Source organism: Chitinophaga pinensis DSM 2588 (assembly GCF_000024005.1).
GTDB classification, from domain to species: Bacteria; Bacteroidota; Bacteroidia; order Chitinophagales; family Chitinophagaceae; genus Chitinophaga; species Chitinophaga pinensis.
Window position 1 is genome coordinate 3,742,358 of sequence record NC_013132.1, and the last position, 23,484, is coordinate 3,765,841.

The following is a 23,484-nucleotide window of genomic DNA, read 5'->3' on the forward strand; positions in this document are numbered from 1 at the left end:
CGGTCTTTCCCCTTTTAACTACATCTTCAACTTGTAACCGCGTACCCATTATCATGCGCTTCCTCTTTTTATTCCACTATCTGCTGATACTCTTCCTGCTCCATTTATCAATAGAAAAGCAAGAATTCCAATATAGAGCAGATTGATTTCATATCCCGGCGGACCGAATATTGGGCCATCCGTATTCAGGCCCGTCGTTTGGATAGTGCTGAAGCCATAACGGATATGTATCGTGAACATTGCAGTTAACATTACAACGATAAGCGCTGTGGATATAATTCGCGTGAGAAAGCCGAGTATGAGCAACATACCTCCGATTAGTTCCAGATAGGGAACCAAAATACTCATGAAGTGGGCATAGGGCGTATGAATTTGTAAAAGTAGTTTTTCAAAACCTGCTGTTCCCCGGCTAATCTTGGCCCAGCCGTGTACAATAAAACCAATCCCGGCAATTGTACGTAATCCGGCAACCGACCAATCCGAATATCTATTTCTCTTTAATTTTAGTTGCATTATCGCTCACATATTTAGAGATCCTTCCTGATGCTATTGGTGACAGCTTTTAATAGATCAGCACTTAATCTTTGTTTAAAGTCAGGGTTGATATATTCGAAATGGATGGTTCCTTTTTTGTCTAATATAAAAACTGATGGTACGGGTAGTAGCAACGCTGTATCCAGGCCACCAGTTGTTTTAGGCAACATGTTCCAATATGCTTCGGGTGCTTTGTAGGCGATCCCAAATTGTTTTGATAGGGATAGATCGGCGTCGGAAAGCAATGTATAGTCCAGTTTTTCTTTTGTTGCAGATTGCATAAGTTCTTCCGGAGTGTCAGTGCTTATTGCGATTAACTGATATCCCAACTTTTCGAGATCGGGGGCCGCTTGTTGCAAGCCGGAAAGTTGTCTGGAGCAATAGGGACACCAGCCTCCCCGGTAGAACACCAGCACGGTCGGTTTTTCCGACACTGCTTTATTGAGGTCGAATTTTTTTCCGGATAAATCGGTCAATATCGCTTTTGGAATCTTTTCCCCGTTTAGTAATGGACTGATATCTTCCGGTTTTTGTGGAATGGTGTAAGACATCTGTTGCGGCTCCATTTTGTCCATCATCATTGATGAATCCCTGGATACACGTTGTGCATTAGCTACCGTAGCTGTTGTGAAGGATAGCAACAGTGTTATAAAAATTGATCTGGTATTTTCTTTTATGAAACTTTTCATCTTGCAATATTCTTTAGTTCGACAATTATGATAGCATTTCTTTTTGTTAGTTAAAGATAGGTCTGTTCATTGCTTGTAGAGATATCTGTATTTCCTTTTGTATTGCCCATATTTCCCGATTACGTTTTATCTCCATACCATTTTGCATCGAATGGGACTTTAGAAACAGCGAATGATTACCTGCTTGCTTTAGATATAAATAGTGTATATTTTGCTTTCAAATTAACCCCTAAAACCCTATAATCATGTCCATGTGGGAAATTGAAAGCCTGGTAGAAGAAGGAATTAACCTGGTTGATAAAATAGACACAACAAACGAAAAGAAAATTCAATTGATTGGGAACCTGTATGCTATACAGGACCAGCACGATTGTTCATTCACGAACTTCAGAGTAATGCCTGTTCTGCTCAAGACAGGTTATACGAAAACGATCGACTGCACAGAGCACCCTGATTATAAAGGAAATGAAGCCTATTTTGAGAAACTCCTCAAAAAAAAGGACATTGAGTTTATTAACCGGGATATTAAAAAGAAATGGAATCCATCTGCGAAATGACGTAGTTGCTTATTTTGATCCGATGGACAAGCAGATCTACATCGATTTTGGTTCTCCGTTGAGAAAAGGTGAGCCAACGTTGGAGTTAATGTATGCTTATGATCTCGGAATATACCTGATCCGCGAGGCAGATAAACTGAAGGAAAAGGAACGGGTGTATGAATGGACAGCTTTTCTTATTGCATACGGTGAGGATGATGACACAGAAAAGTTAATTAAAAAGTATTTCAAGGAGATCAAAAAGATCTGGTCAAAGTATGACTATTCAGATTATGAGCCAATACATGAATCCCTGACTTTATCGAGAGAGGTGCTGGATGATGCAGATGATTGGAAAAATACATTTGAGGATGGAAGAGAGGATTTACTCGATTGGTTTTTTGACGAATAGCAGATTTATAACATTGAGTTCCCTGGTTTTCAATACAGGAGCTGCTAAGAAACGGTGTTCTGCTAATAGCGAACGCCGTTTCCTGTTTATATATGTACCAGCGCCACGATGGTGTCGCTGGCATCTCAGGCCAGGGTGTTGGGATCTTTGCTTAAAATGTCCGGATTGTAAATGCCGTCAACGATAGACTTGTCTCTGTAATTAATAGATACAGCATTTACCCTGATAAGCAGGTCATTCGACCCTGGCTGCGGAATTGCGATAGCATCCAAATGGAGGTGTTTGATGCCGAGCTGATGTAGTCTCCGCGCCTTTATTTTGTGCGTAGCCATAAAAAACTGATTAATTGACGGGCAAAATTTGGGGTATCGGCACGGCTAAATATGCGGATATCAATCCAAAAACTGCAAAAATCAAACAATAGATCTTATTTTATTTTGCCTCTTTTTGCAATCATTTTAGTAGCATTGCAGATCTTATAGAAAGATGCTGTACCCATGGGAGATAGAATCTGATCACATTTGAGAGCATATATCCCCTGATTGTCTTCCAATGTCTATGAAAATTATGAGCGAGAAAGAACATATCCTGACTGCCCTATCTGGTTTTAAACGCAGAGACAAATTTTCCTACGGTGTATTTCAGGAACGAGGTTTAAACCCTTCTGATGATGAGCTGTGCCAGTGGTTACAGACGCAGATGAATATATGTACCGATCAGTTGATTGCCGCAGTAGAGGAGGATCTTAATGAGAGGAAATTATCGAAGATCCTTAAAACCAGCCTGGAAAATCTTGATGCTTCCTACTTTGATACAGAAGAGCGTGGGCTGATCTGTGACTATTATTATGAATTGTCGCGGATCGTTGATGCCGATATAAAACATGATCTGAATAGTTGGCTGCATGGTATGATACTGGGCGCAATGCTTAGAATAAGCAACCTGCTAAAGCGACAGGAGAAAATTATAGAAACGATAGAACAGCCCTGTACGAGCTGTAACTTACCGTTGCGCACTTCTATCCTGTGCAAAGAACCGAGCATCCCGGATTTCAGCTGGTCTATTATACGTTGTAATAACTGTAACGAGTATAATTTATTATCAGTAGGACCTGGTGTCAAACAATTCAGATTTGAGAATCATGCATCCATTGAACAATTGTCGAAGGCTGACTATAGTGAAGAAGACGCGAAAGTGAGGTTGGAGCAGATAAAGTATTTCCGGAAGAAATAGCGGCATATGGCACAGAAAACGGACCAATTTCTTAAAGAGAGGTATATATGTAAGGTCCGGCAATTTCCTGGATTGTCGGAATTTAATTGCTTGTTTGACGACCTGGCAGTTGAACAACAAGCAGCATTGTCATCACATATCGATGAGTCATTAATGGGAGTCCCTGTTCTGTTTTTCACAAAGCCAGGTGGTGAATGGACTTTGTTATGTACCCGACAAGTAGTGGGTTTTGATGGAAAGACTTATTGTGCAGTCCTACTTAGTGATATTGAAGGGTTCTACCCAGCGGAGCTGATCGGATTAGATGGAAAAGAGAGTTTACGCAAAGTAAGGGAAGGTGGAAAGAAGGAGTTTAATCAGCTTTCAGTAAGGATCAGAAACAGAGCACCTATTATACTTCATGCGAACAAAGGTGCAGATTTTCATGAGATGTGTGGTGTTTTATTGATGGCGGCGAGATTGAATAACTGGGCCGGAGGTGCTTTGTAGATAAGGTTTTGAGCATGTTCGATAAGTCATGTGATGAAATATTTGAAGGAGTTTTTTTAAAAAGGTGTTGTTTATAAAATATATTATCCTATCTTTGCACTCCCAATTACAAAAAGAAGGAATGATTCCGTAGCTCAGTTGGTAGAGCAATACACTTTTAATGTATGGGTCCTGGGTTCGAGTCCCAGCGGGATCACGAAAAAATTAACAGCTTCAAGTTCAATGACTTGGAGCTGTTAGTTTTTTACGGAGTATCTTTAATGTCTTTATTATCAACTGCCTTTTGGGGATCAAGTTGAATTCTTGGGGGATTGCCATTAGGAATATAATTTAACGAGCCTAAAAAGGAAGAAGTTCACGTCCCTTACTCCTCTCATAGCGTTTCTAAATGATTTTACCTTCGCATTAAATGATTCTGCCGCCGCATTGGTGGCCCGGTTATTAAAGAATTTCAGGATATCCAGATAATGGTTTTGTACAGTCCTGGACATCACCTCCGTTCATCCATTCTCCTAATGAGGAGCAATGTTAGCGAGCGTACTTCGTTTTCCGGTTTGATAAATCAGCAGTAATGCCATGGGCATTACTGCTGGTCTGGAGAGAAATCAACGTGGTCGAATGGGTAGAAGTCTCCTGAATCGCCTACGCATTTAATGAATATTTCTTTTGGAATTTCGTTAGAAAAATCAATTTTCGTAATGGCGTTACAATCTTGCTGACCTGAGAAAACCAGGGTGGTGCCTTCCACTCTCACCGGAAGTGAAAGGGTGTCCTGTACCGCATAGTCCCCTAAGTAGTTATTATGCTGATCGTATAATAATACTGCTCCGGTGTAATGTGCCTTGCGACTGTCAAAACCGCCGGTTATGTTTATCAGGTTGAGAAACTTTAACGTTGTATCACTTTTCGTCTTTATAGATCCTATGTACGTCATCCTGTATCTGGTGCGGTCAGGATCGCCTTTGATCTCATACTCGAACTGTTTTCCTACTTCGCCCTTTTCTACTACCTGTTTGGGGTAGTCAGTGTTCTGAGAACAGGCTGTTAAGAAGATCTGAATAAGCGAGCACACTAAAAATGCAGCCTTACTATTGTACAACGCTATTTTCCCTGTGCCGGATCTGGCGCTGATGGAGTCTGTCCTTTTAGCGCCTGCACCATCAGCACTTGTACTGCCAGATGCTGAGCTGGTAAAACCTGCGTTGCTAAAACTATCTTTACTAAACGGGCTTACTAAAAATGGTGTTTTCATACGTGCATTTATGTTTTTATTTGATTATTTGTGCGTTTTTTTGATGCTCTGGAATTGTTAGCTGTGGAGACCTGCTAAGCCACTCTCTGGCTCCTCTCGACATTGAGTTATATTGCTCTTCCGCCTTCTTCAGTAACTGCTCTATCTGCTCCACGTAGTACTCGTTGCCGCCACCGTTGTAATTTTTAACAGCTTTAGTTTTGGATAAGATAAACATAAAATCGGCTGTAGGCTGCAGCTTCTTTTGTGTCAGCCAGTATGGTCCATATTTAGGGTGTTCCATTTTTAAGTTAATCAATACCTGAATAATTCAGGTGGCACGATCGAGCCATTTTTCTTCATTCAAGATACTATAAGCTTCCAAATATATTTCTCCTAAGCCTGTTAGTCCATGGCATTGTGTGAGATTGTTATCTATTACGTGAGGTGTGTGCATATTAAAGGCCATTGTCGCGTACCATTTATAGATTGGATTTTCCGTGACTTTATAAGCTTTTAAAAAGGCCATAGCAATACCCTGAGTTCCCTCACACCACCAGTAATCCATTTCATTCTCTTTTTTCCCTTTCCAATCAATACAATCCGTACCATACTTTTTTGATTTACAAATAAGATACCTCAAGCCGCTATTTCAGTTCTGATGTGATGTTTAGTGATGCCTCCTTTCTAAGATTGAAAAACGTGATGATGTTATATCACCTGCCTAAGTCACTGGCGAATAAAATTGCTTACTTCATCTAAAGTATTAAAATCCATCATCTTACCTGATTGATCCAAGCGGGAAAATTGTTGCCAAAAATTTTCGGGGCGAACAATTCCAGCAAGAGCTGGAATCCATATTCAGCCAGGTTCAGAAATAAAGTAGGAAGAGTAGGGGCGGGAGCTTATATAACTTCTCGTATCTCATTCCGAATACCCTAACGCTAAAGATGTATTCCTACCCGGGCTGCGATGTATTGTCTGTTTCAATCATATTATATGGATGTTGTAGTATATTCGCATACAACTTTAAAATATAAGAATACCTTATGCCTGATTTTAAGCTTTGGCTGGAATTTGAAGCAGTGGACTACGGCGATTATGATGTTGAAAACGAGTTTTGCAACATTCATGTTGATACCAAAGAAGGAATACGTTATGGTATAAACGTCTGGACATTTAAATACCTTGAGACGTCAAGACTAATCGATCAGCAGAATGGAGAGAATTTGAATGGAGCCTATGTCCGTCCTCCTGATCTGTTTGTTAAAGAACTGACCCGTGAGTGTATCGAAAAGGTCATCGAAGATTTGTTAAAGATAGGTCGCCTTGAAAATTTACTAAATCCCAGCGTTTATGTAGGATCATTGAATAATATTGTGGACGAAGATTGAGTTTTGTTCTGACGGATTCTAAATTACAGCTTATGTCGATTTTTTTTTGTGATGTACCATTGGGTATAGCAACAAAGCATGAATAAACGATCAATTTTGTGCTCAAGGTGTTTATCAGATATCATCACAATTGATTTGATAATTCTTTACTTCTTTCTCATATTTATTGTCTTTTTTTATACAACTCTTCTTTAAATAATATGGATGATTTAACAAATGACGCTCTTGAAATAAATAGCAAGGAAGATTTTCTGGCTTTTTTTGATAAACTCATTACACAATTCGAAACAAATCCTCAATCATGGGAAAATAAGGATCTACGCAGCTATCTGAACGCTATGTACAGTTGGATAGAGGATATGAATGGATTTTATAAAAATACTGGATTGCCAATTCCTCAGCATGTAGATTGGAAGACATTTGGTCACATATTAATTGCTGCTACAATGTATGAATAGTCGCATAAGCTACTGGTAAATGAAAAATATAGGAATATTTTTAAAAGGCGCCGTTTTCGGTGGATTCATTGTATATGTATTCTTTTTTTTCTTTTCAAAGGAATGGCGGGTCAAGAGGCAAAAGGATCTCTGGGACAGACGAGTAAGGGAATTTCGCGCTGATACGTCGAGGAAACATCACTACGAATATCCTGCTAAAATTAAGTAAAATGATAAAATCATTAGAAGAGGCATCCGAAGAATTTCGGAAGTATTTAGTAGATGTGATTTTTGACAATCAGCATTATTTCGCCGTATGGGGAACTGATATGTTTGACGAGGAGACTGATAAATGGCTATTGGATGTAAAACAGCGCATATTCTTTTTCCGGGATATTGAAACGCTCTCAAAAGCCATTGCTTTGGAATCTAATTTTGATGATCACGAAAACCTTCAACAATGGTCGGTGTATCTGCATTCACAGTCCATTCCATATAACACTTTGGATTTTGATATCTTAAAGGAAGACTTCGATTCTCTTCATGCCGCGCTCGATGACTTATATACCTTAACTGGCCTTATCGAAGATTATGCTATTCAAATAGAAGACCCGGAAATGCAACCTCTTTTCAGAAGTGAATTGTTTATGGCGTTCAAAGAAGAAGCAGCAAATACGTTTCTATGGGCAGGCCAGGACGAATTCAATAAAGACTTCGATTTTGCAAACCTTAATAAGGAGTGTCATAAAATTCATAAGCAATTAAAGCATAAAATAGCTTTTCCGTCTGCATAATTAGCAGGCTCCTTTATGCGCATCTTTATTTCTTTTTGGATGTACAAAAAAGCGCCGGACACGTATAAATGCCCGGCGCTTAAAAAGCAGAGAAAATTATTTACCTGAAAGGTAGCTTAATACCTTGCTGGAATGTTCATCGCCCTTCATAAAATCACGGAAACTGTAAACGACCTTGCCATCCAGACCGATAACAAAAGTTTCACGACCACTCGCTTTCATATTGTTGCCGAAATCCTGCTCTTTTACGCCGAATTTGTTCAACACTACGTTGCCTGGGTCGCTCAATAGGGTAAACGGAAGATGATTTTTAGTTGCAAATGCTTTATGGCTCTCTACTGTACCATTGTTGATACCAATTACGATAGCATCAGCATCTTTGTACTTTTCATAAGCATCTCTGAATGCACATGCCTCTGCAGTACATACCGGACTCTCATCTTTCGGATAGAAGAAAATAACCAGCTTTTTCTTACCAACAACACTGGATAGCTTGAATGTTTTACCATCCTGGTCTTTCAGTGAGAAATTAGGTGCTTTGTCACCCTGGGTAAGGGTTTTTTGGTCAGTAGCGTCCTGGGCTTTGGCAACAGGTGCGTTAAATGTCAGACTGCATCCGATGGCCAATAATGCTGCGATCGATATTTTCTTGATATTCAGTTTCATAGCTTTGAAAAATTAAATGTGTGTATTTTGTTTTTTCAAAGCTCCGTTGAAATTATCAGGGGAATTTTCACTTTAGTTAAAATCCGTGTTCTTTTAGAAAAAAAACAGAAAATTGTTAAAGTCACCCGGGGAGACAGATTTGCCTGATTTTTGTAAACAGTACATAAAGCGAATAGTATGCCCCCCTCTGATATGAAACGGTTGACGAGACTAACCGCTATCCTGATACGTTTACTAACTAAAAAGATTGTCACAGCTTCAGAACTGGCGGCAAAATTTGACGTGAGTGTCAGAACCATTTACAGGGATATAAGAACCCTGGAGCAGGCAGGTGTGCCCGTAGTTACTGAAGAGGGGGTAGGGTATACTTTAATGGATGGATATCGTATACCGCCGGTCATGTTTACCGAAAGTGAGGCTAATGCGCTTATTACCGCGGAAGAGATCGTCTCGGGAAATAAGGATGCCTCTTTCGTGGCGGCATTCAGCGGCGCTACAGCAAAGATCAAGGCATTACTCCGGGAAACAATGAAGGAAAAGGTCAATTTGTTGCAAGACAGGACCATTGTTAAGCAAGCTGCCTATAAAGAACACTCAAGCAGCTGTCTGTCGCAATTACAAATCTCAATGACCAATGCGCAGCTGGTAAAAATTAAATACATGGATGAACATGCTGTAGCTACAGACAGGATAATTGAACCATTTGCATTTTACGGGACAGGCGACAATTGGTTGATAATAGCTTACTGCAGACTGAGAAAGGACTTTCGGGTTTTCCGCCTGGACAGGATAGTACTGTTGGAACCCTTACAAGAGAAGTTTACACCGCAAAAAATGACACTAAGCGAATTTTTTCAACAGCACTACAGCACCCCTGACATATAGCTGTCACAACCCTGGTCTAATTTCGTTGCTTTAACAACAAAGAGCAGCATATGAAATCGAATAACCGTATGATAAAGGTATCAGGAGCCCGCCAGAATAACCTCAAAAATATCTCACTGGAGATCCCTAAGGGCCGGATTGTTGTTTTTACCGGGGTATCAGGATCTGGAAAATCATCCCTGGTTTTCGAAACGATCGGCGCAGAGGCACAGCGACAGGTAAATGAAACCCAGCATAGCTTCACCAGGAACCGGTTGAGCCATCTCGGTATTCCGGATGTCGATAAGATTGAACACCTGAATGTTCCTGTTATCATCAGTCAGAAACGGATAGGAGGTAATGCCAGGTCTACAGTCGGGACCGCAACTGACATCTACGCCTCTTTACGGCTTTTGTTTTCTAGGATGGGAAACCCTTTTGTAGGTTATTCAAGTATCTTTTCTTTTAACCACCCCCAGGGTATGTGTCCCACCTGCGAAGGACTGGGATTTATAAGTACGATTAACACAGATGCACTGCTTGACAAGGATAAGTCACTGAATGAAGGCCCCATATTGTTCCCTACCTTCCAGCCTGGAGGCTATAGATGGATCCGTTATGCCCATTCAGGTTATTTTGACCGGGATAAAAAACTAAGAGACTATAGTAAGAAAGAACTGGAATTACTACTCTATGCGGAGGAACATAAGCCACCGCATCCGGATAAGTCTTGGGGCAAAACAATGCAGTATATCGGCTTACTGCCAAGGATTAAAAACGACTTTCTTAAAAAGGAATCTAAAGAACATCATCTGCGGAAAAAGGAACTGCAGAAAATTATAAACACGGTAAGCTGTCCTGATTGTAAGGGCAAAAGGCTTAACAAAACGGTACTTTCCTGTAAAATCAAGGGAATGGATATTGCAGATTGTTCTGCAATGCCTGTTGGCGAACTACTCGCATTTATTCATACGCTCTCTTCGAAGTCCTTTAGCGCAATACGGTACGAGTTGCAGAAAAAGCTGGAGAATGTAGTCACCATAGGGTTGCAGTATCTTACACTGGACAGAACCACTGATACGCTTTCAGGCGGTGAGTCACAACGAATCAAGATGGTCAGACATCTGGGAAATAGTATCGAGGATCTGCTGTACATTTTCGACGAACCAAGTATTGGTCTACATGCAAAGGATCTGGATAACATCTCAAAGATCATCCGGAAAATAAAGGAAAAAGGAAACTCGGTACTGATTGTAGAGCATGACCCGGATATCATCAAGATCGCGGATCACGTAATAGATGTAGGTCCGCTGTCAGGTGTCCATGGGGGAGAAATTATTTATGAAGGATCGTTTAAAGGATTGCTCGCTTCAAAGGGTAAGACCGGGAAGTATTTTTCACAGAAACGTACATACAGAGACAACCCACGTACGGCTCAGACATCCATCAGGATAGAGAATGCCAGCCTGTTCAATCTTAAGAATATTACAGTGGATATTCCCAGGAACGTATTAACGGTCGTTACCGGCGTCGCCGGTTCTGGCAAGAGTACACTGATAGGGAAGGTGTTGCCGCTACAATTGCCGGAGGTGAAAATAATCAACCAGTCTCCGATTACAGGCAGTCAAAGAAGTACATTACTGACCTATCTGGACCTGTCTGACAAACTAAGAAGATTGTTTGCTTCAGCAAACAAGGTCAGTGACCGGCTTTTCAGTACCAACAGTCTCGGCGCATGTCCTGATTGTAAAGGCTTGGGGGTTGAAAAAATAGACCTTGCCTTTATGGATGATATTGAACAACCATGCGACGTCTGCCATGGAACCGGATTTGATCCTAAAGTCTTAAAGTATAAATTCCTGCATAAGAATATAGCAGAGGTGCTGAATCTGACAGTAGAGGAAGCGATGACCTTTTTTGAGCAATATGATTTTGTCACACATTTTGAACTGCTGATTGCACTCGGTCTCGGGTACCTGAAACTAGGACAACGCCTCAGCACATTTTCAGGTGGTGAAAGGCAACGTTTAAAGTTAAGCGCCGAGTTGGCGGAAGCCAATAAAATACTCGTACTTGACGAACCAAGTACCGGACTTCATCCGGCAGACACCGGGCAACTACTGCAAGTCCTGGACAGGCTGGTAGAGCAGGGCAATACCGTGATTGTCATTGAGCATAACCTGGATGTCATCGCACAGGCAGATTGGATCCTGGATATTGGCCCCGGAGCCGGTAAATATGGCGGTGAACTGGTCTTCCAGGGAAATGTCAGGCAGCTGCTGGAAAATAAGGTATCTGAGACGGCGAAGTATTTAAAACAACACTTAATTGCTTAGCCCCCCGAAACGTGATATACAGATTGCTGTTAATCAATCACAGGCTCCCAGATGCATCTTTTATCAGGCTCTTCCAGCTGATTACCCCAATCAAACATCGCCTTTAATACAGGAATGAGTGTTTTTCCCAGACTGCTTAGCTCATATTCAACGCGTGGTGGTTTTTCCATAAAACTGTGACGAATAATCAGTTTGTCCTCTTCCAGCTCCTTTAACTGCTGACTTAAAATTTTTCGGGATATGTCAGGTATTTTGGAGGCCAGCTGGCCAAAACGAACTTTACCACTCGTGAGGAGCCTGATCAGTATGATCGGCTTCCACTTGTTTCCAATATACCCTACTGTGCGTACGACCGCGCAGTTCTCTGGATTCTGAAGCGCTTTTCTCATTAGTTACTAATATGTTACCACTTTTTGCCTTTTAGTTGCCAGCATGTAACCACTATTTAGCCATGCAAAGAAGGATGTTATTATTTGCTTTAGTTTCTTTACGAAACAAAAGTAAATTTATTCTAACAATGAACAATCAACAAGATCAACAGGGAGAGCTCAAAGGCAAAATAGCCCTCGTAACAGGTGGTACCAAAGGCATCGGAAAAGCAGTTACCGCCAGATTACTGGAGGCAGGTGCAAAAGTGATCGTCACTGCCCGTAACCAGCCGGAAGAGGCTAATCCTGCTTATCATTTCATACCGGCTGACCTTTCACAGCCAGCAGAAGTGGTTAAAGTTACTACAGAGATCCAATCGTTATTTGGCGGAGTGGACATCCTTATCAACAACATGGGCGCTAATACTTTCCCAGGAGGAGGATTCAGCACATTAACAGACGATCACTGGAATCAGGCGATGCAGATCAATTTACTGTCGTCAGTCCGCCTGGACCGGGCTTTATTACCCAAAATGCTGGAGCAGGGGAGCGGTGTTATCATCCATATCTCGTCTACCAGTGGCCAGTTCCCGATCTGGGAGTCTACGATGGCTTATACCGCCGCTAAAGCAGCATTAAATGCTTATAGTAAGTCGCTATCGCAGGAAGTAGCTGCCAAAGGAGTCAGGGTCATCACCGTATCTCCCGGGTTGAATAATACGGAGGCAATGTCGGTTTTTCTGGAGGATTTGGCACAGAAGGCAGGTCTTACAGTCGAAGGAATCACCCAGCGGCTTTTCGAAAGAGTGGGCGGTGTACCACTTGGCAGAATGGCTGATCCGGCAGAAACGGCAGAACTGATCTACTTCCTTGTTACGCCCAGAGCTTCCTATATCACGGGTGCGAATTATGCCATAGACGGCGGTAATTTCCCGGTAATATAGCAGCAGGAGATTCATACATTGAACGATAAAATAGCTTTCACAAACCTGTGAAGCTATTTTGTTTTTACATCAGCTACATGCATTTATTGTGTGCAGGCAACTTACCTTTGCGTTTTACAATTATCTCATAACGCGCAAACTGATGAACACAAACCAATTGTTGCAACAGGTAGCTTTTATCAAAGAAATTGATAAGTTAAAATACATCCAACGTAGAACTAAACTATTTAACAGCGACAGGCACGAGAATGATGCAGAACACAGCTGGCATCTTGCAATGATGACGCTCGTGCTGGCAGAACATGCCGACAAGCCAATTGATGTACTGAAGGTCGTAAAGATGGTCTTGATTCATGACCTGGTTGAAATTGATGCAGGCGACACTTTTATTTATGATACTGCGAAAAATCATACGAATACAGACGAAGAACGCCTGGCTGCACAACGTATCTTCGGCATCTTGCCGGAAGCGCAGGCGCAGGAATTTATAGCCATATGGGAAGAGTTTGAAGAAGGTCTTACTGATGATGCAAAATTTGCAAAAACGATGGACAGGTTTGAGCCTTTATTGCAGAATACGTCAAACAATGGCGGTACCTGGGTTGAATTTAATGTTGATTACCAAAAAGTGTATGATAAGAAGAAAGCTATCCAGCATGGTTCCACCGCTATCTGGGCATATGCAGAGCAATTGTTGAATGAAAGTGTTGAAAAGGGCATCCTTAAAAAAGAAAATCCGGAAGAAAAAAAGTAATCCTAAAACGTTTATACGCTGTGTTAGGTCATAAGCATGTTACCCCTATGTCCCGGAACTTTTCCGAAAATTAACCTAAGTGAAAAATTAGCAGATAGAATCGGCCGAGGTTTGTGGAAATTAATCACACAGACATGAAAACACACTTAGGAACGCGTATCGCAAGACCATTGGTCTATTTAGGCTTATTGGCAATAGCTACGCTGTTAACTTTCAGCAGTTGTTCTAAAGATGACAACAATGAACATCCTTCAAAAACCTTTGTACTGGTACACGGTGCTTTTCAGGCGCCTTATGCATGGCAGTTTGTAAAAACAAAACTGGAAGCTTCCGGAAACAACGTAGTTGTTGTGGAGTTGCCAGGCCATGGTCAGGATCAGACTGATCCTAAAAAAATTACCATCAACACTTATCGTGATAAAGTGGTGGCCGCGATCAATGCAACAAACGGTCCGGTAGTACTGGTGGGGCATAGTCTTGGTGGCGCGATCATTACCGCTGTTGCCGATTCAATTCCTGGCAAGGTGGAAAGGCTTGTATACCTGGCCGGTTTCGTTCCTGCTAACAACCAATCCATTCTTGATCTGACCACCATGGATCCTAATTCTTTGTTTGGTCCGTCATTAGAGTTTTCTGCAGATGGCTCGCTTGCTATTATTTCGAACGATAAAATCGTTCCTGTATTCGCACAGGATGCCAATGACGAGGTGAAAAAACTGCTCATGGACAATAACAGACCAGAGCCTATCGCTCCACAGGCTGATAAAGTATTTTTAAAGAACCCGGCTTTCGCGGGCGTTCCCAAATATTATATTCAAACTATTCAGGACCATGCAATCACTATTGATCTGCAGAAAAAGATGATCAGTGCAGCTGGTATTAAAAATGTTTACTCCGTTGAATCAGGACACTGCCCGATGCTCACTCAGGCAGATAAAGTAAGCGATCTGCTTTTGCAGATTGCAAAGTAGCCAGTAAGACACGCCCGGCAAGTGTAGGCTTGCCGGGTTTCTTCTATCAAGCTAATTGCGGTTTAAATCTTTCAGATAGTCCAGTGCATCTCCGCTGTAGCAGCTATCAAAGCAATATAACCATCAGGTCTGATCAACACGGCTCCCTTATCTATGCCATAAGCCTTACTGATATTTTCCTCTAAATTGTTGATCACCTCCGGTTGTTCATGCTGACCACTTAGTTTTTCCTCATTAAAAAGCAGCAGTTTCCATTCCGTACCACGGAACTGATCTGACAACCAAAAAGAGACTGAAAGGTAACGTCTATACCGTCGTTGTTGAACCAGCACCGACAGCAACCCTTATCAATATAAAATAACTTCCGGGCTAATACGCCTTCCTTTGCCAGCAAAGTTTTGGCAGGTAGCTCTTCTCTGGTATAAGCACTTTTGATGCGGTCGATAAATGCAGCGGCTTCGGACATATAACAAATATGAGCAGGACACCAGATATCAGGAATGGATGACGGTTCACTAAAAATTTATAGTAAGATGGCTGCTCAGTTCGTTTATTTAATTATAATTGGTTGTTTTAAAGCGACAGAATGCACTTTTTACAAGGATAGGGGCCAATATTATATTATATGTCGTTTAATTATATTTTAAATATTTGCGAGATACTCTTGAGCGTTAACTTTTTTTAACATAGTTTGTGACTTCAATTGGATTTAACCGAATTGTCAGCCAGAACAGCATATGAAGAAATTGAGCTGATTTCCGCCTTTCAGCGAGGAGACAGAAAAGCTTTGCACCAGGTATATACGCTCTATCAACAGTCACTTTGTTTTTTTACAGAGCAGCTGATCGGGGATACTATGGCGGCAGAGGACATTGTTTCAGAATGTTTTATCAACGCTTTTCAGCGAAAAGAGGATTTTCCTTCCTTAGGACAATTGAAGTCTTTCCTGTTCACCGCAGCAAAAAATGCGGCACTTAATTATATAAAGGCGCAAAAACGCCATGATAATATTCATAATTCCATAGAAAGGGGGGCCGAACGTTTCTCAATAGATGTAGAGAATGCATATATAAAAACAGAAGTCTTACATATTATATCAGGGGAAATAGAAAAATTACCACCACAATGCCGGCAGGTTGTACACCTGGCCATTATAGAAGGGAAAAGCGCTCCCGAAATCGCCGCTGAATTAGATATGGCTTATCAGACAGTGCTGAATCAAAAAGCCAAAGGGGTAGCATTACTGCGTACCGCCATCCTTAAAAATAAGTTACTTTCCTTGCCCATGCTCGTTTTAGCGTTGAATATTTTACACCGGTAAAAAAAACTTAAAAAAAGTTTAAAGTAGACCGGTATATAAAGTGGAGTTAGTTGTTTTAGTAGTATAGCATGACAGAAAAGAATCATTATATAGCCGCATTAATCGCTAAATATCTTGATAACAGCCTGAATGAAGCTGAGGAGATTGAGCTGACAGCATGGATAAATGCTGAAGCCCACCACCGTGATCTGTTTGAACAGATGACTGATCCCCAGCAGCTCACCACGCATCTGCAGCAGTTCTATACCTATGATTCAGACAAAATAATCCGTAAGATTAGCCAGCATATACCTGAATTTAATGACGAGCCTGTACGCATACGCCCTGTTTATCTGAGAAAATGGGGTTGGGCAGCAGCGATCGCCATGCTTTTAGTAGGTGGTTCTTATTACTGGGCATCACGTCTCCACAACAAACCGGCTGTAATAGCGTCAGTACCGGTCAACATTGAGCCTGGTAAACAAGGAGCCATTCTTACACTGTCAGATGGCCGGGAAGTAGTCCTGGATAGTCTGCGCAGTGGTATAATAGCTAATCAGAGCGGTGCATCCATCGTCCTCTCCGAAGGACAGTTAGTATACGATCCGACCACAACCGGAAATATGGATGCTCAGTATAATATAATGACTACACCCGCAGGCAGACAATTCCAGGTAACACTGCCCGACGGGACTAATGTATGGCTGAATGCGGCCAGTTCTATCAGGTTTCCTACCAGCTTCGTTGGGAATGAAAGAAGGGTAGAAATAACCGGAGAGGTATATTTTGATGTCATAAAGAATGCAAATAAGCCTTTTATTGTAGCAGTTAAAGACAAGATTGATATAGAAGTCTTAGGTACTTCTTTTAATGTGAATGCATACGAGAACGAGCGCGCCATCCGTGCCACACTTATTAATGGTAGCATAAGGGTAGGAGTGCCATCAACCGATCATAAAAAGGCTGTAACACTACAGCAAGGCCAACAGGCGGGGATAATAAATAATAAGATCACCATAACAGATAATCAGGATCCGGAGAAAATATTAGCCTGGAAAAATGGATTGTTCAACTTTGACGGCGCCAACCTTGAAGAAGTCATGCGCGAGTTGGAACGATGGTATGACATAGAAGTGGTATATGAGAATGGTATTCCGAATGCAGATAAGTTTATCGGGGAAATGACCAGGCAGATTGCTTTAACAGACTTATTAGATATTTTAAAAAGATTTCAGGTCGACTTTAGGGTGGAGGGACGCAAGCTCATCGTAATAAACAAGTAAACAACCAAAGCTATGCCGAAAGCGTAATTAATTACTGGAGGAACTCCGGTCAGGAGATGTATTGTCAAAAACTAACCAATAAAAAGAACGTCACGGATTGCGGCCGTGACGTTTAACATGACCTGGTTAGTCCATTAATGTCTTTTCGATTCACATTTATTAACAACCAAATCTGATGCAATTTATGCAAAAAAAACGCTATTGGCCACCCGATCGCCGGGTTACAAGCGCCAGCCTAACCAAAATCTTTCTGGCTATGAAACTGACCGCTGTATTACTAATTACCGTCATCTTGCAGGCCGCTGCCACAGGGCATGCACAAACTATCTCTATATCAGGTAAAACTATACCTTACAAACAAGTTTTTTCTGCCATCAAGCAGCAAACCGGATATGTTGTATTCAGCAATACAAATACCATCAGTGAAACCGCAACAGTATCAGTTTCCGCCAAGGATATGCCCTTAACGGAATTTCTGGATGAAATGCTGAAGGACCAGCCGGTCACTTATCTTATCAAGGACAAAACGATCGTTCTGTCACGGAAAGCTGCGGAAGTATTACCTCCAACTACCATCACCGGTACGATCCGTACCAGTACAGGGGAATTGTTATCGGGTGTATCCGTGAGAATTAAAAATACCGTCAATGGTACGATCACCAACAACAGCGGTACCTTTTACTTCAATCACCTTCCTGAAAATACAGTGATCCAGGTTTCCATGCTGGGATTCGAATCGTTGGAAATCGCGGTGCAGAAATCTGCCAACGGATACTCTGCTTATACACTCAATAAAGCGCAGGCCAGCTCTTTGCTGGTGACAGAAGGTAATAATCTTGTATTGAATATTACCCTGAACAGGAAGGATTACGAAATGAATAATGTGGTGATTACCGGTTATATGAACGTCAACAAAGGTAACTATGTGGGCGCTGTATATTCTGTAAAAGCCGATGAGATAAAAATTGCGGGTGAAACCTCGATCGATCAGATGTTACAGGGGGTTGTTCCCGGTATGTCTGTAATAACACAGACGGGCCAGGTAGGCGGAAGTCCTAAGATCCGTATTCGTGGTACTTCAACTATTCTGGGTAATCAGGAACCACTCTGGGTTGTAGATGGTATCATTCAGCGTGATCCGCTTCCTATTCCGAATGGTAGTGGTTCGCTGGCAGGTGATGTTGCCGATCTCAGACTAATCGCATCTAACGCTATTGCCTGGCTGAACCCTAATGATATTGAAACCATCACTGTATTGAAAGATGCGTCTGCTACCGCCATCTATGGTTCTCAGGCAGCCAACGGTGTAATCGTTCTTACTACCAAAAAAGCACGCCCTGGCCAGTTATCTGTTTCATATACTAACAGTCTGTCTGTGGGTCAGCGTCCTGATTATGGTATGTATGATCTGATGAACTCCCAGGAGCTGATGCAGTTCTCCAAAGAAGTATACGCCAACCGCGACAGTTATACCAATACTGTTTTGCCAATTGGTTACGGTCAGCTTATCCAGCAATTACAAAATAAAGAAATAGACTACCCTACATATCTGGCAAGGTATAGAAAAATGGAAAACCAGAATACAGACTGGTTTAAACTGCTTTTTCGTAATTCCTTTAACCAGAATCACAGTATCAGCATCTCCGGAGGAACAGAGAAGATCATGAACAGAACTTCCTTCAATGTGCAACAGCAGAAAGGAGAAGCTAAAGGAAATGATCTGAGTACTTTTTCCGCTTCATCTAATACGACCCTGAAATTTGGTAAGAAGATGACTGTAAACTTCCTGCTGAATGGTACTGTACGTAAGACTGATGGTTTCGCATATGGTGTGAATCCATTCGATTATGCCTATCAGACTGCCAGGACCATCCCGCTGTATAACGATGACGGAACATTTTTCTTTCATGAGAAGGTAAGCCAGATCTCCAGTACTTCCTATCTCAATAAATTTTCTTACCTGTACAATATTCAGAACGAAATAGACAATACGGGTAACAGAAATAATACGACTACACTGGGATCTACTATCGATGTACGTTATGAGTTGGCAAAAGGGCTGGAATACCAGGGTCTGCTTTCTTATAGTTCAGCCACCTCCAACATCAAATCCTATGCGACCGAACTCTCTTACTTTGCTACGCAATACAGAGGGTATGAATTTGGTACGGTGTCTTCCAATAGCCCTGAAGAATTGGCCAGCCGTCTGCCTTTCGGAGGACTGGCACAGCTGGAAAGTGCATCCAACAGATCCTATACCGTAAGGAATGCCCTTATTTACAACCACTCATTTGCACAAAAGCATAATATGACCTTACAGGGTGGTATCGAAGCAAGATCTTCTCTTTTGGAAGGAAGCACCAATACCCGCTATGGTTATCTGCGCTACCGCGGAGAAAGCTTTGCACCGGTGCCTTTGATGCCGGCAATGCTGACAAATTTTTCCGCGCCAAACCTGCATGAGGACATGCGACTGAATTCCAGGATCGTGAACCAGGAAAGCAATTTCCTGAGCGAATATTTCTCTGCTGTGTATGCATATGACGCCCGTTACATTTTCAACTTTAACGCGCGACTGGATGCCTCTAATCGTTTTGGCCAGGATAAAAACAAACGTTTTCAACCTACCTGGTCACTGGGTGGCAGATGGCGCCTTGCAAATGAAAAATTCCTTAACAACAACAACTGGCTGAATGCGCTGGATCTGTCTGCCACTTATGGTTATCAGGGTAACGCAGTGGAAGCCGTGTCTCCATACCTTATCGCCACAGACGGAGGGCTGAATGACCAGTTCAAACAATACACCCTTAATATTAAGTCTTTGCCCTACCCGGATTTAGGCTGGGAAAAAACCAAGACCTGGAACCTTGGGCTGGATGTTTCTGTATGGAATGGCCGATTCAATGCGACAGCGAATTACTACAGGAAATCAAGTAATGTGCTGGCTTCCCGCCAGATACCTGTTGAAAACGGTATGGGTTCTGCAACCGTATTTGGCTCTCAGATAGAAAATGTGGGGTATGACCTGATTATAAGTGTTATCCCTGTTAAAACAAAGGACTTCAGCTGGCAGATTTCTGTGAATACTGGTCTGGCAAGAAACAAGGTGAAAGAGAATGAAAGAGTCAACCTGCTAGCCGACTATCTGGGCGGTCAGGCGATTGTGAATGGCGAGGCATACTCTACCTTCTATTCTTATTCCTATGCGGGACTTAACCACAACACCGGTATCCCTATGTTTAATAATCTGGATATCAAGCCTACTTCCAATGATCTTGATTTCCTCGTTAAATCAGGAAAACTGGAACCCGATTTTTCAGGTGGTGCCAATACCATGTTCAGGTATAAGAATATATCCTTCAGTGCGCAGTTTGCAGTGGCGTTTGGCGCCAGCAAACGTCTGCCTTCATTTTATAATGCAAGTGGCGCCCCAACTCCTGAACAGAATGTGCCACGTATCCTGAAAGAACGCTGGCAACATCCGGGAGATGAATTAAATACCAATGTGCCGGTAATCCCTCCAGGTAACCCCCGTTACTATGAGTTGACTTTACCGCAGTTAAATAAATCAACAACACTGACACCATATACCTTGTATAATGCATCTGATTATATGGTGGGAAATGCTGATTTTATCCGTTGTCGTCAGATGTCACTGAATTATGAATTCACACAGTCGATACTCGAAAGAATCCATATTAAACGTCTGAGCACATCATTCAGTTTAACAAACCCTTTCCTGATCACATTTGATAAGAAATGGAGAGGTTATGATCCGGAAACAGTGGGCTGGCCGGCACGCAGACTGGCGTCGCTTTCATTTAACATGACACTCTAACATTATAGCGCATGAAACGTAAGTTATTTTTAATAGCCGGTCTGGCCGGTCTGCTTACTTTGAGCAGTTGTAAAAAATTTTTGGAGGAGAAATCGCAGAGTGACGTGATTCCTAAAACGGCGACAGATTTCAGAGAATTGCTGATTGGATCCGGATATATGACTAATTCAGAGCCATTGAATTTTCTTTATTTCATGGATGATGACGTTGATTTCTTCCTGGAATATGCAAATGATCCATCTAATGTAGTAGGTTCTTATGATGCACAGGTGAACTACCTCTGGTATACCTGGCAGCCTAAACTGGCCGATATAAATGGCGTGGGCGTGCTGATTGCAGAAGACCCTTCAGCTACCGCCTATGCACAGTATTACACGAAAATATTAGGCTGTAATGCTGTATTGGAAAATATAGATAAATCTATCGGTTCCCAGCAGGAAAAAGATCGTGTAAAAGCAGAGGCACTGGCGGTACGGGCAATGTATTATTTCCGGCTTGCAAATGTATATGGAGAGCCTTATAACTACAACCCAAAGTCGCTTTGTATACCATTAAAGGTGACATCAGGCATCGTGTCAACACCCTTGCCGCAGGCCACAGTCGGAGAAGTGTATGACCTGGTCGTACATGACCTGCTGGAAGCATCATCATTGATGGATCCCTTGCAGATTATGCGCAGAGATTATCATATCAATCAACCTGCCATTCATATTTTATTGTCAAGAGTATATCTCTTTATGGAGAAATGGAAAGAAAGTGTGGCAGAAGCCAATAAGGTGTTTGAAGAGGGGGGTAAGATACTGGACATGACCACGCTTGCTACAGAGTCTGGTACATGGCTTACTTATAATAATGCTGAGGTAGAGTGGCTGTTTGGTGGCAACACACAGCCTAACCAGAGTACTTATGTGCCTGCTGCAAGGTTCCTGTCCACCTACGATAGCAACGACGCCAGGTACAGGGTCGGCTTTTCTCTGCAAACAAATACCAATGTACAACTGGTGTCTAAGCTGCCTACAGGACTTGATCTGGCACAAACCTTACGCTCTTCAGAAGCTTTGCTGAACAGGGCAGAAGCCAATGTGCAACTGGGTGAACTGGGTAGCGCCCTGAAAGACCTGAATGATCTCCGGCGTAAACGTATTGAGGGGTATGCGGATGAAGTGATCACCGATAAGGTAACCTTGCTGCAGGCAGTACGGGATGAGCGTCGTAAGGAATTTGCATACGAAGGTTTCCGTTGGTTTGATCTGCGTCGTTATGGTATGCCTGAGATCCAACATCGTTATCAGCATGATCTGGGGGAAAGTGTTTTACAATACAAGCTTACTAAGAACGATGCTATGTATGTATTGCCTTTTCCGACAAGTGTGATATTGAAGAATTCGGCACTTAAACAGAACCCTTCTGGTCAGATGCCAGACAGAGTAGGACAATAATAATACTAACAAGCAATTCATTCATCTATGAAGCATATATTTATTATCACCTGTCTTTGCAGTGTTGTGTTGTATTCCTGCAAAAAGGACGTAGCTATCGGCCCCGAGATCGATGTACCGGTAGATTATGTTTTACCACAGGGTGATGCACCAGCGGAGGCCAATGATAAAATTCAATCCCTTTACAATACCTACGGTTCCTATTTCCTCTATAATTTCACACAGAAAGACTTCCTGTGGGTGCCGTCAACGGGTGGAGGAAATTCTAAAATTGATACAGCCGTGCTGGCAAATCCTGCCTACACCATGGATATGCTGCAATTCCTGGATGATATCTGGCTGAAGTTTTTACCTGAAGACTTCAAAAAATCCCAGGGTATCCCTTATCGCGTATTTATGGCCGATACTATTAAACAGTATCGTGTAGGATATCCGCCGGGAAGAGAATACCTCTATTTCGACTACAAAGTAATAGGAAAATCCATCGCCTTTGCCGGCATGAACGCATCACTGCGCACCATGTCATCAGCTGATAAAGTGGCAAAAAGGAATATATTGATTCAGGTCATCTGGAATTACTATATCCAGAATAAGATCATGGATTTCCCCGCTGCTTTCTATGATATCAGTGATTATGTGACTTACCCGGCATCTCCGATCAATGCGTCCAACCCTGCTAACGTCGATGCATTCAGACAAAGAGGATTCTTACCAGCCTCTTATTTGCCAAACGGAAATCCATCTGAGTGGTACTACGGAACCTATTCCTGGCCGCAAGCCAAGAGCAATGATCAGACGACCTATCTTCTTGCTATCCTGACACGTACCGACGCGCAGATGGCATCATATCTTTCATATCCTATGATCAAACAGAAGTTCGACTTATTAGTGAACTACTATAAGTCAAAATTCAATATTGACGTACGCGCCATCGCGAACGCCACTTATTGATCCCTAACCCTTCCAATTGTC

27 protein-coding genes and 1 tRNA gene are annotated in these 23,484 nt (G+C 42.1%); 18 read left to right on the plus strand and 10 right to left on the minus strand.

The window, feature by feature from the left end; genetic code table 11:
- Nucleotides 1–51: 51 nt before the first annotated feature.
- Together CPIN_RS15070 and CPIN_RS15075 are read right to left on the minus strand one after the other, a co-directional pair.
- On the minus strand, nt 52–513 hold the full coding sequence (locus CPIN_RS15070; RefSeq protein WP_012790674.1) for a DoxX family protein: 462 nt from the start codon (nt 511–513) through the stop codon (nt 52–54).
- A 14-nt stretch (nt 514–527) separates the two neighbouring features.
- Nucleotides 528–1,223, minus strand: a complete 696-nt coding sequence (locus tag CPIN_RS15075; protein WP_012790675.1) for a peroxiredoxin-like family protein — start codon at nt 1,221–1,223, stop codon at nt 528–530.
- Nucleotides 1,224–1,468: 245 nt separating this feature from the next.
- On the opposite strand from CPIN_RS15075, the gene CPIN_RS15080 reads away from it, so the two are divergent.
- Nucleotides 1,469–1,780: a hypothetical protein gene (locus CPIN_RS15080; RefSeq protein ID WP_012790676.1), complete on the plus strand. Its 312-nt coding sequence runs from the start codon at nt 1,469–1,471 to the stop codon at nt 1,778–1,780.
- A 22-nt stretch (nt 1,781–1,802) separates the two neighbouring features.
- A complete protein-coding gene (locus CPIN_RS15085; RefSeq protein ID WP_012790677.1) occupies nt 1,803–2,171 on the plus strand; it encodes a hypothetical protein in 369 nt (122 codons plus the stop codon).
- Nucleotides 2,172–2,296: 125 nt separating this feature from the next.
- Here the strand turns inward: CPIN_RS15085 and CPIN_RS15090 are convergent, their stop codons facing one another.
- Nucleotides 2,297–2,503 (minus strand): hypothetical protein, encoded by a 207-nt coding sequence (locus CPIN_RS15090; protein ID WP_012790678.1) that lies wholly within the window; start codon nt 2,501–2,503, stop codon nt 2,297–2,299.
- Nucleotides 2,504–2,738: 235 nt separating this feature from the next.
- Here CPIN_RS15090 and CPIN_RS15095 point away from each other — a divergent pair, with 235 nt between their 5' ends.
- The 3 genes from CPIN_RS15095 (at nt 2,739) to CPIN_RS15105 (ending at nt 4,089) form a co-directional block, all read left to right on the plus strand.
- Nucleotides 2,739–3,404, plus strand: a complete 666-nt coding sequence (locus tag CPIN_RS15095) for a DUF4844 domain-containing protein (protein ID WP_187294770.1) — start codon at nt 2,739–2,741, stop codon at nt 3,402–3,404.
- 6 nt (nt 3,405–3,410) lie between these two features.
- Nucleotides 3,411–3,893: a hypothetical protein gene (locus tag CPIN_RS15100; RefSeq protein WP_012790680.1), complete on the plus strand. Its 483-nt coding sequence runs from the start codon at nt 3,411–3,413 to the stop codon at nt 3,891–3,893.
- Nucleotides 3,894–4,016: 123 nt separating this feature from the next.
- Nucleotides 4,017–4,089 (plus strand) — tRNA-Lys (locus CPIN_RS15105).
- A 121-nt stretch (nt 4,090–4,210) separates the two neighbouring features.
- Here CPIN_RS15105 and CPIN_RS37625 read toward each other — a convergent pair.
- The 4 genes from CPIN_RS37625 to CPIN_RS15120 all read right to left on the minus strand — a co-directional run bounded on the left by CPIN_RS37625 (nt 4,211) and on the right by CPIN_RS15120 (nt 5,767).
- Nucleotides 4,211–4,384 carry a transposase gene (locus CPIN_RS37625; RefSeq protein WP_222838207.1) on the minus strand — a complete coding sequence of 58 codons (174 nt, stop codon included), beginning with the start codon at nt 4,382–4,384 and terminating at the stop codon, nt 4,211–4,213.
- Nucleotides 4,385–4,476: 92 nt separating this feature from the next.
- Nucleotides 4,477–5,145, minus strand: coding sequence for a hypothetical protein (locus CPIN_RS15110; protein WP_012790681.1), 669 nt, complete (start codon nt 5,143–5,145; stop codon nt 4,477–4,479).
- Between the two features lie 16 nt (nt 5,146–5,161).
- The gene (locus CPIN_RS15115) at nt 5,162–5,428 is read right to left on the minus strand and encodes a hypothetical protein (protein WP_012790682.1); all 267 of its coding nucleotides are present in this window, start codon (nt 5,426–5,428) and stop codon (nt 5,162–5,164) included.
- Between the two features lie 27 nt (nt 5,429–5,455).
- Nucleotides 5,456–5,767 carry a lanthionine synthetase LanC family protein gene (locus CPIN_RS15120; RefSeq protein ID WP_044218775.1) on the minus strand — a complete coding sequence of 104 codons (312 nt, stop codon included), beginning with the start codon at nt 5,765–5,767 and terminating at the stop codon, nt 5,456–5,458.
- A 406-nt stretch (nt 5,768–6,173) separates the two neighbouring features.
- On the opposite strand from CPIN_RS15120, the gene CPIN_RS15125 reads away from it, so the two are divergent.
- The 3 genes from CPIN_RS15125 (at nt 6,174) to CPIN_RS15140 (ending at nt 7,749) form a co-directional block, all read left to right on the plus strand.
- Complete coding sequence (locus CPIN_RS15125; RefSeq protein WP_012790684.1) at nt 6,174–6,518, plus strand: hypothetical protein; 345 nt, start codon at nt 6,174–6,176, stop codon at nt 6,516–6,518.
- Between the two features lie 200 nt (nt 6,519–6,718).
- Complete coding sequence (locus CPIN_RS15130) at nt 6,719–6,976, plus strand: DUF7660 family protein (protein WP_012790685.1); 258 nt, start codon at nt 6,719–6,721, stop codon at nt 6,974–6,976.
- A 209-nt stretch (nt 6,977–7,185) separates the two neighbouring features.
- The gene (locus CPIN_RS15140; RefSeq protein ID WP_012790687.1) at nt 7,186–7,749 is read left to right on the plus strand and encodes a hypothetical protein; all 564 of its coding nucleotides are present in this window, start codon (nt 7,186–7,188) and stop codon (nt 7,747–7,749) included.
- A 96-nt stretch (nt 7,750–7,845) separates the two neighbouring features.
- Here CPIN_RS15140 and CPIN_RS15145 read toward each other — a convergent pair whose 3' ends face one another.
- Nucleotides 7,846–8,415 (minus strand): peroxiredoxin, encoded by a 570-nt coding sequence (locus CPIN_RS15145; protein ID WP_012790688.1) that lies wholly within the window; start codon nt 8,413–8,415, stop codon nt 7,846–7,848.
- Between the two features lie 192 nt (nt 8,416–8,607).
- Between CPIN_RS15145 and CPIN_RS15150 the strand changes: the two genes are divergently transcribed.
- Nucleotides 8,608–9,300 (plus strand): helix-turn-helix transcriptional regulator, encoded by a 693-nt coding sequence (locus tag CPIN_RS15150; protein ID WP_222838208.1) that lies wholly within the window; start codon nt 8,608–8,610, stop codon nt 9,298–9,300.
- Nucleotides 9,301–9,350: 50 nt separating this feature from the next.
- On the plus strand, nt 9,351–11,615 hold the full coding sequence (locus tag CPIN_RS15155) for an ATP-binding cassette domain-containing protein (RefSeq protein ID WP_012790690.1): 2,265 nt from the start codon (nt 9,351–9,353) through the stop codon (nt 11,613–11,615).
- A 29-nt stretch (nt 11,616–11,644) separates the two neighbouring features.
- On the opposite strand, the gene CPIN_RS15160 is transcribed toward CPIN_RS15155, so the two are convergent.
- Complete coding sequence (locus CPIN_RS15160) at nt 11,645–12,004, minus strand: winged helix-turn-helix transcriptional regulator (protein ID WP_012790691.1); 360 nt, start codon at nt 12,002–12,004, stop codon at nt 11,645–11,647.
- Between the two features lie 128 nt (nt 12,005–12,132).
- On the opposite strand from CPIN_RS15160, the gene CPIN_RS15165 reads away from it, so the two are divergent.
- From CPIN_RS15165 to CPIN_RS15175, 3 genes are all read left to right on the plus strand, one after another.
- Nucleotides 12,133–12,927 carry an SDR family oxidoreductase gene (locus CPIN_RS15165; RefSeq protein WP_012790692.1) on the plus strand — a complete coding sequence of 265 codons (795 nt, stop codon included), beginning with the start codon at nt 12,133–12,135 and terminating at the stop codon, nt 12,925–12,927.
- A 142-nt stretch (nt 12,928–13,069) separates the two neighbouring features.
- The gene (locus tag CPIN_RS15170) at nt 13,070–13,681 is read left to right on the plus strand and encodes an HD domain-containing protein (protein WP_012790693.1); all 612 of its coding nucleotides are present in this window, start codon (nt 13,070–13,072) and stop codon (nt 13,679–13,681) included.
- Between the two features lie 134 nt (nt 13,682–13,815).
- Entirely contained in the window at nt 13,816–14,652 is an 837-nt protein-coding gene (locus CPIN_RS15175) for an alpha/beta fold hydrolase (protein WP_012790694.1), read from the plus strand.
- A gap of 71 nt (nt 14,653–14,723) precedes the next feature.
- On the opposite strand, the gene CPIN_RS15180 is transcribed toward CPIN_RS15175, so the two are convergent.
- Nucleotides 14,724–14,933 carry a hypothetical protein gene (locus tag CPIN_RS15180; protein ID WP_044218781.1) on the minus strand — a complete coding sequence of 70 codons (210 nt, stop codon included), beginning with the start codon at nt 14,931–14,933 and terminating at the stop codon, nt 14,724–14,726.
- 437 nt (nt 14,934–15,370) lie between these two features.
- Here CPIN_RS15180 and CPIN_RS15185 point away from each other — a divergent pair, with 437 nt between their 5' ends.
- The 5 genes from CPIN_RS15185 (at nt 15,371) to CPIN_RS15205 (ending at nt 23,463) form a co-directional block, all read left to right on the plus strand.
- Complete coding sequence (locus tag CPIN_RS15185) at nt 15,371–15,973, plus strand: RNA polymerase sigma factor (protein WP_012790695.1); 603 nt, start codon at nt 15,371–15,373, stop codon at nt 15,971–15,973.
- 68 nt (nt 15,974–16,041) lie between these two features.
- Complete coding sequence (locus CPIN_RS15190; protein WP_012790696.1) at nt 16,042–17,235, plus strand: FecR family protein; 1,194 nt, start codon at nt 16,042–16,044, stop codon at nt 17,233–17,235.
- A 256-nt stretch (nt 17,236–17,491) separates the two neighbouring features.
- The gene (locus CPIN_RS15195) at nt 17,492–21,073 is read left to right on the plus strand and encodes a SusC/RagA family TonB-linked outer membrane protein (RefSeq protein ID WP_083781202.1); all 3,582 of its coding nucleotides are present in this window, start codon (nt 17,492–17,494) and stop codon (nt 21,071–21,073) included.
- 11 nt (nt 21,074–21,084) lie between these two features.
- A complete protein-coding gene (locus CPIN_RS15200; protein WP_012790698.1) occupies nt 21,085–22,512 on the plus strand; it encodes a RagB/SusD family nutrient uptake outer membrane protein in 1,428 nt (475 codons plus the stop codon).
- A gap of 27 nt (nt 22,513–22,539) precedes the next feature.
- Nucleotides 22,540–23,463, plus strand: a complete 924-nt coding sequence (locus CPIN_RS15205) for a hypothetical protein (protein ID WP_012790699.1) — start codon at nt 22,540–22,542, stop codon at nt 23,461–23,463.
- The last annotated feature ends 21 nt before the right edge of the window (nt 23,464–23,484 follow it).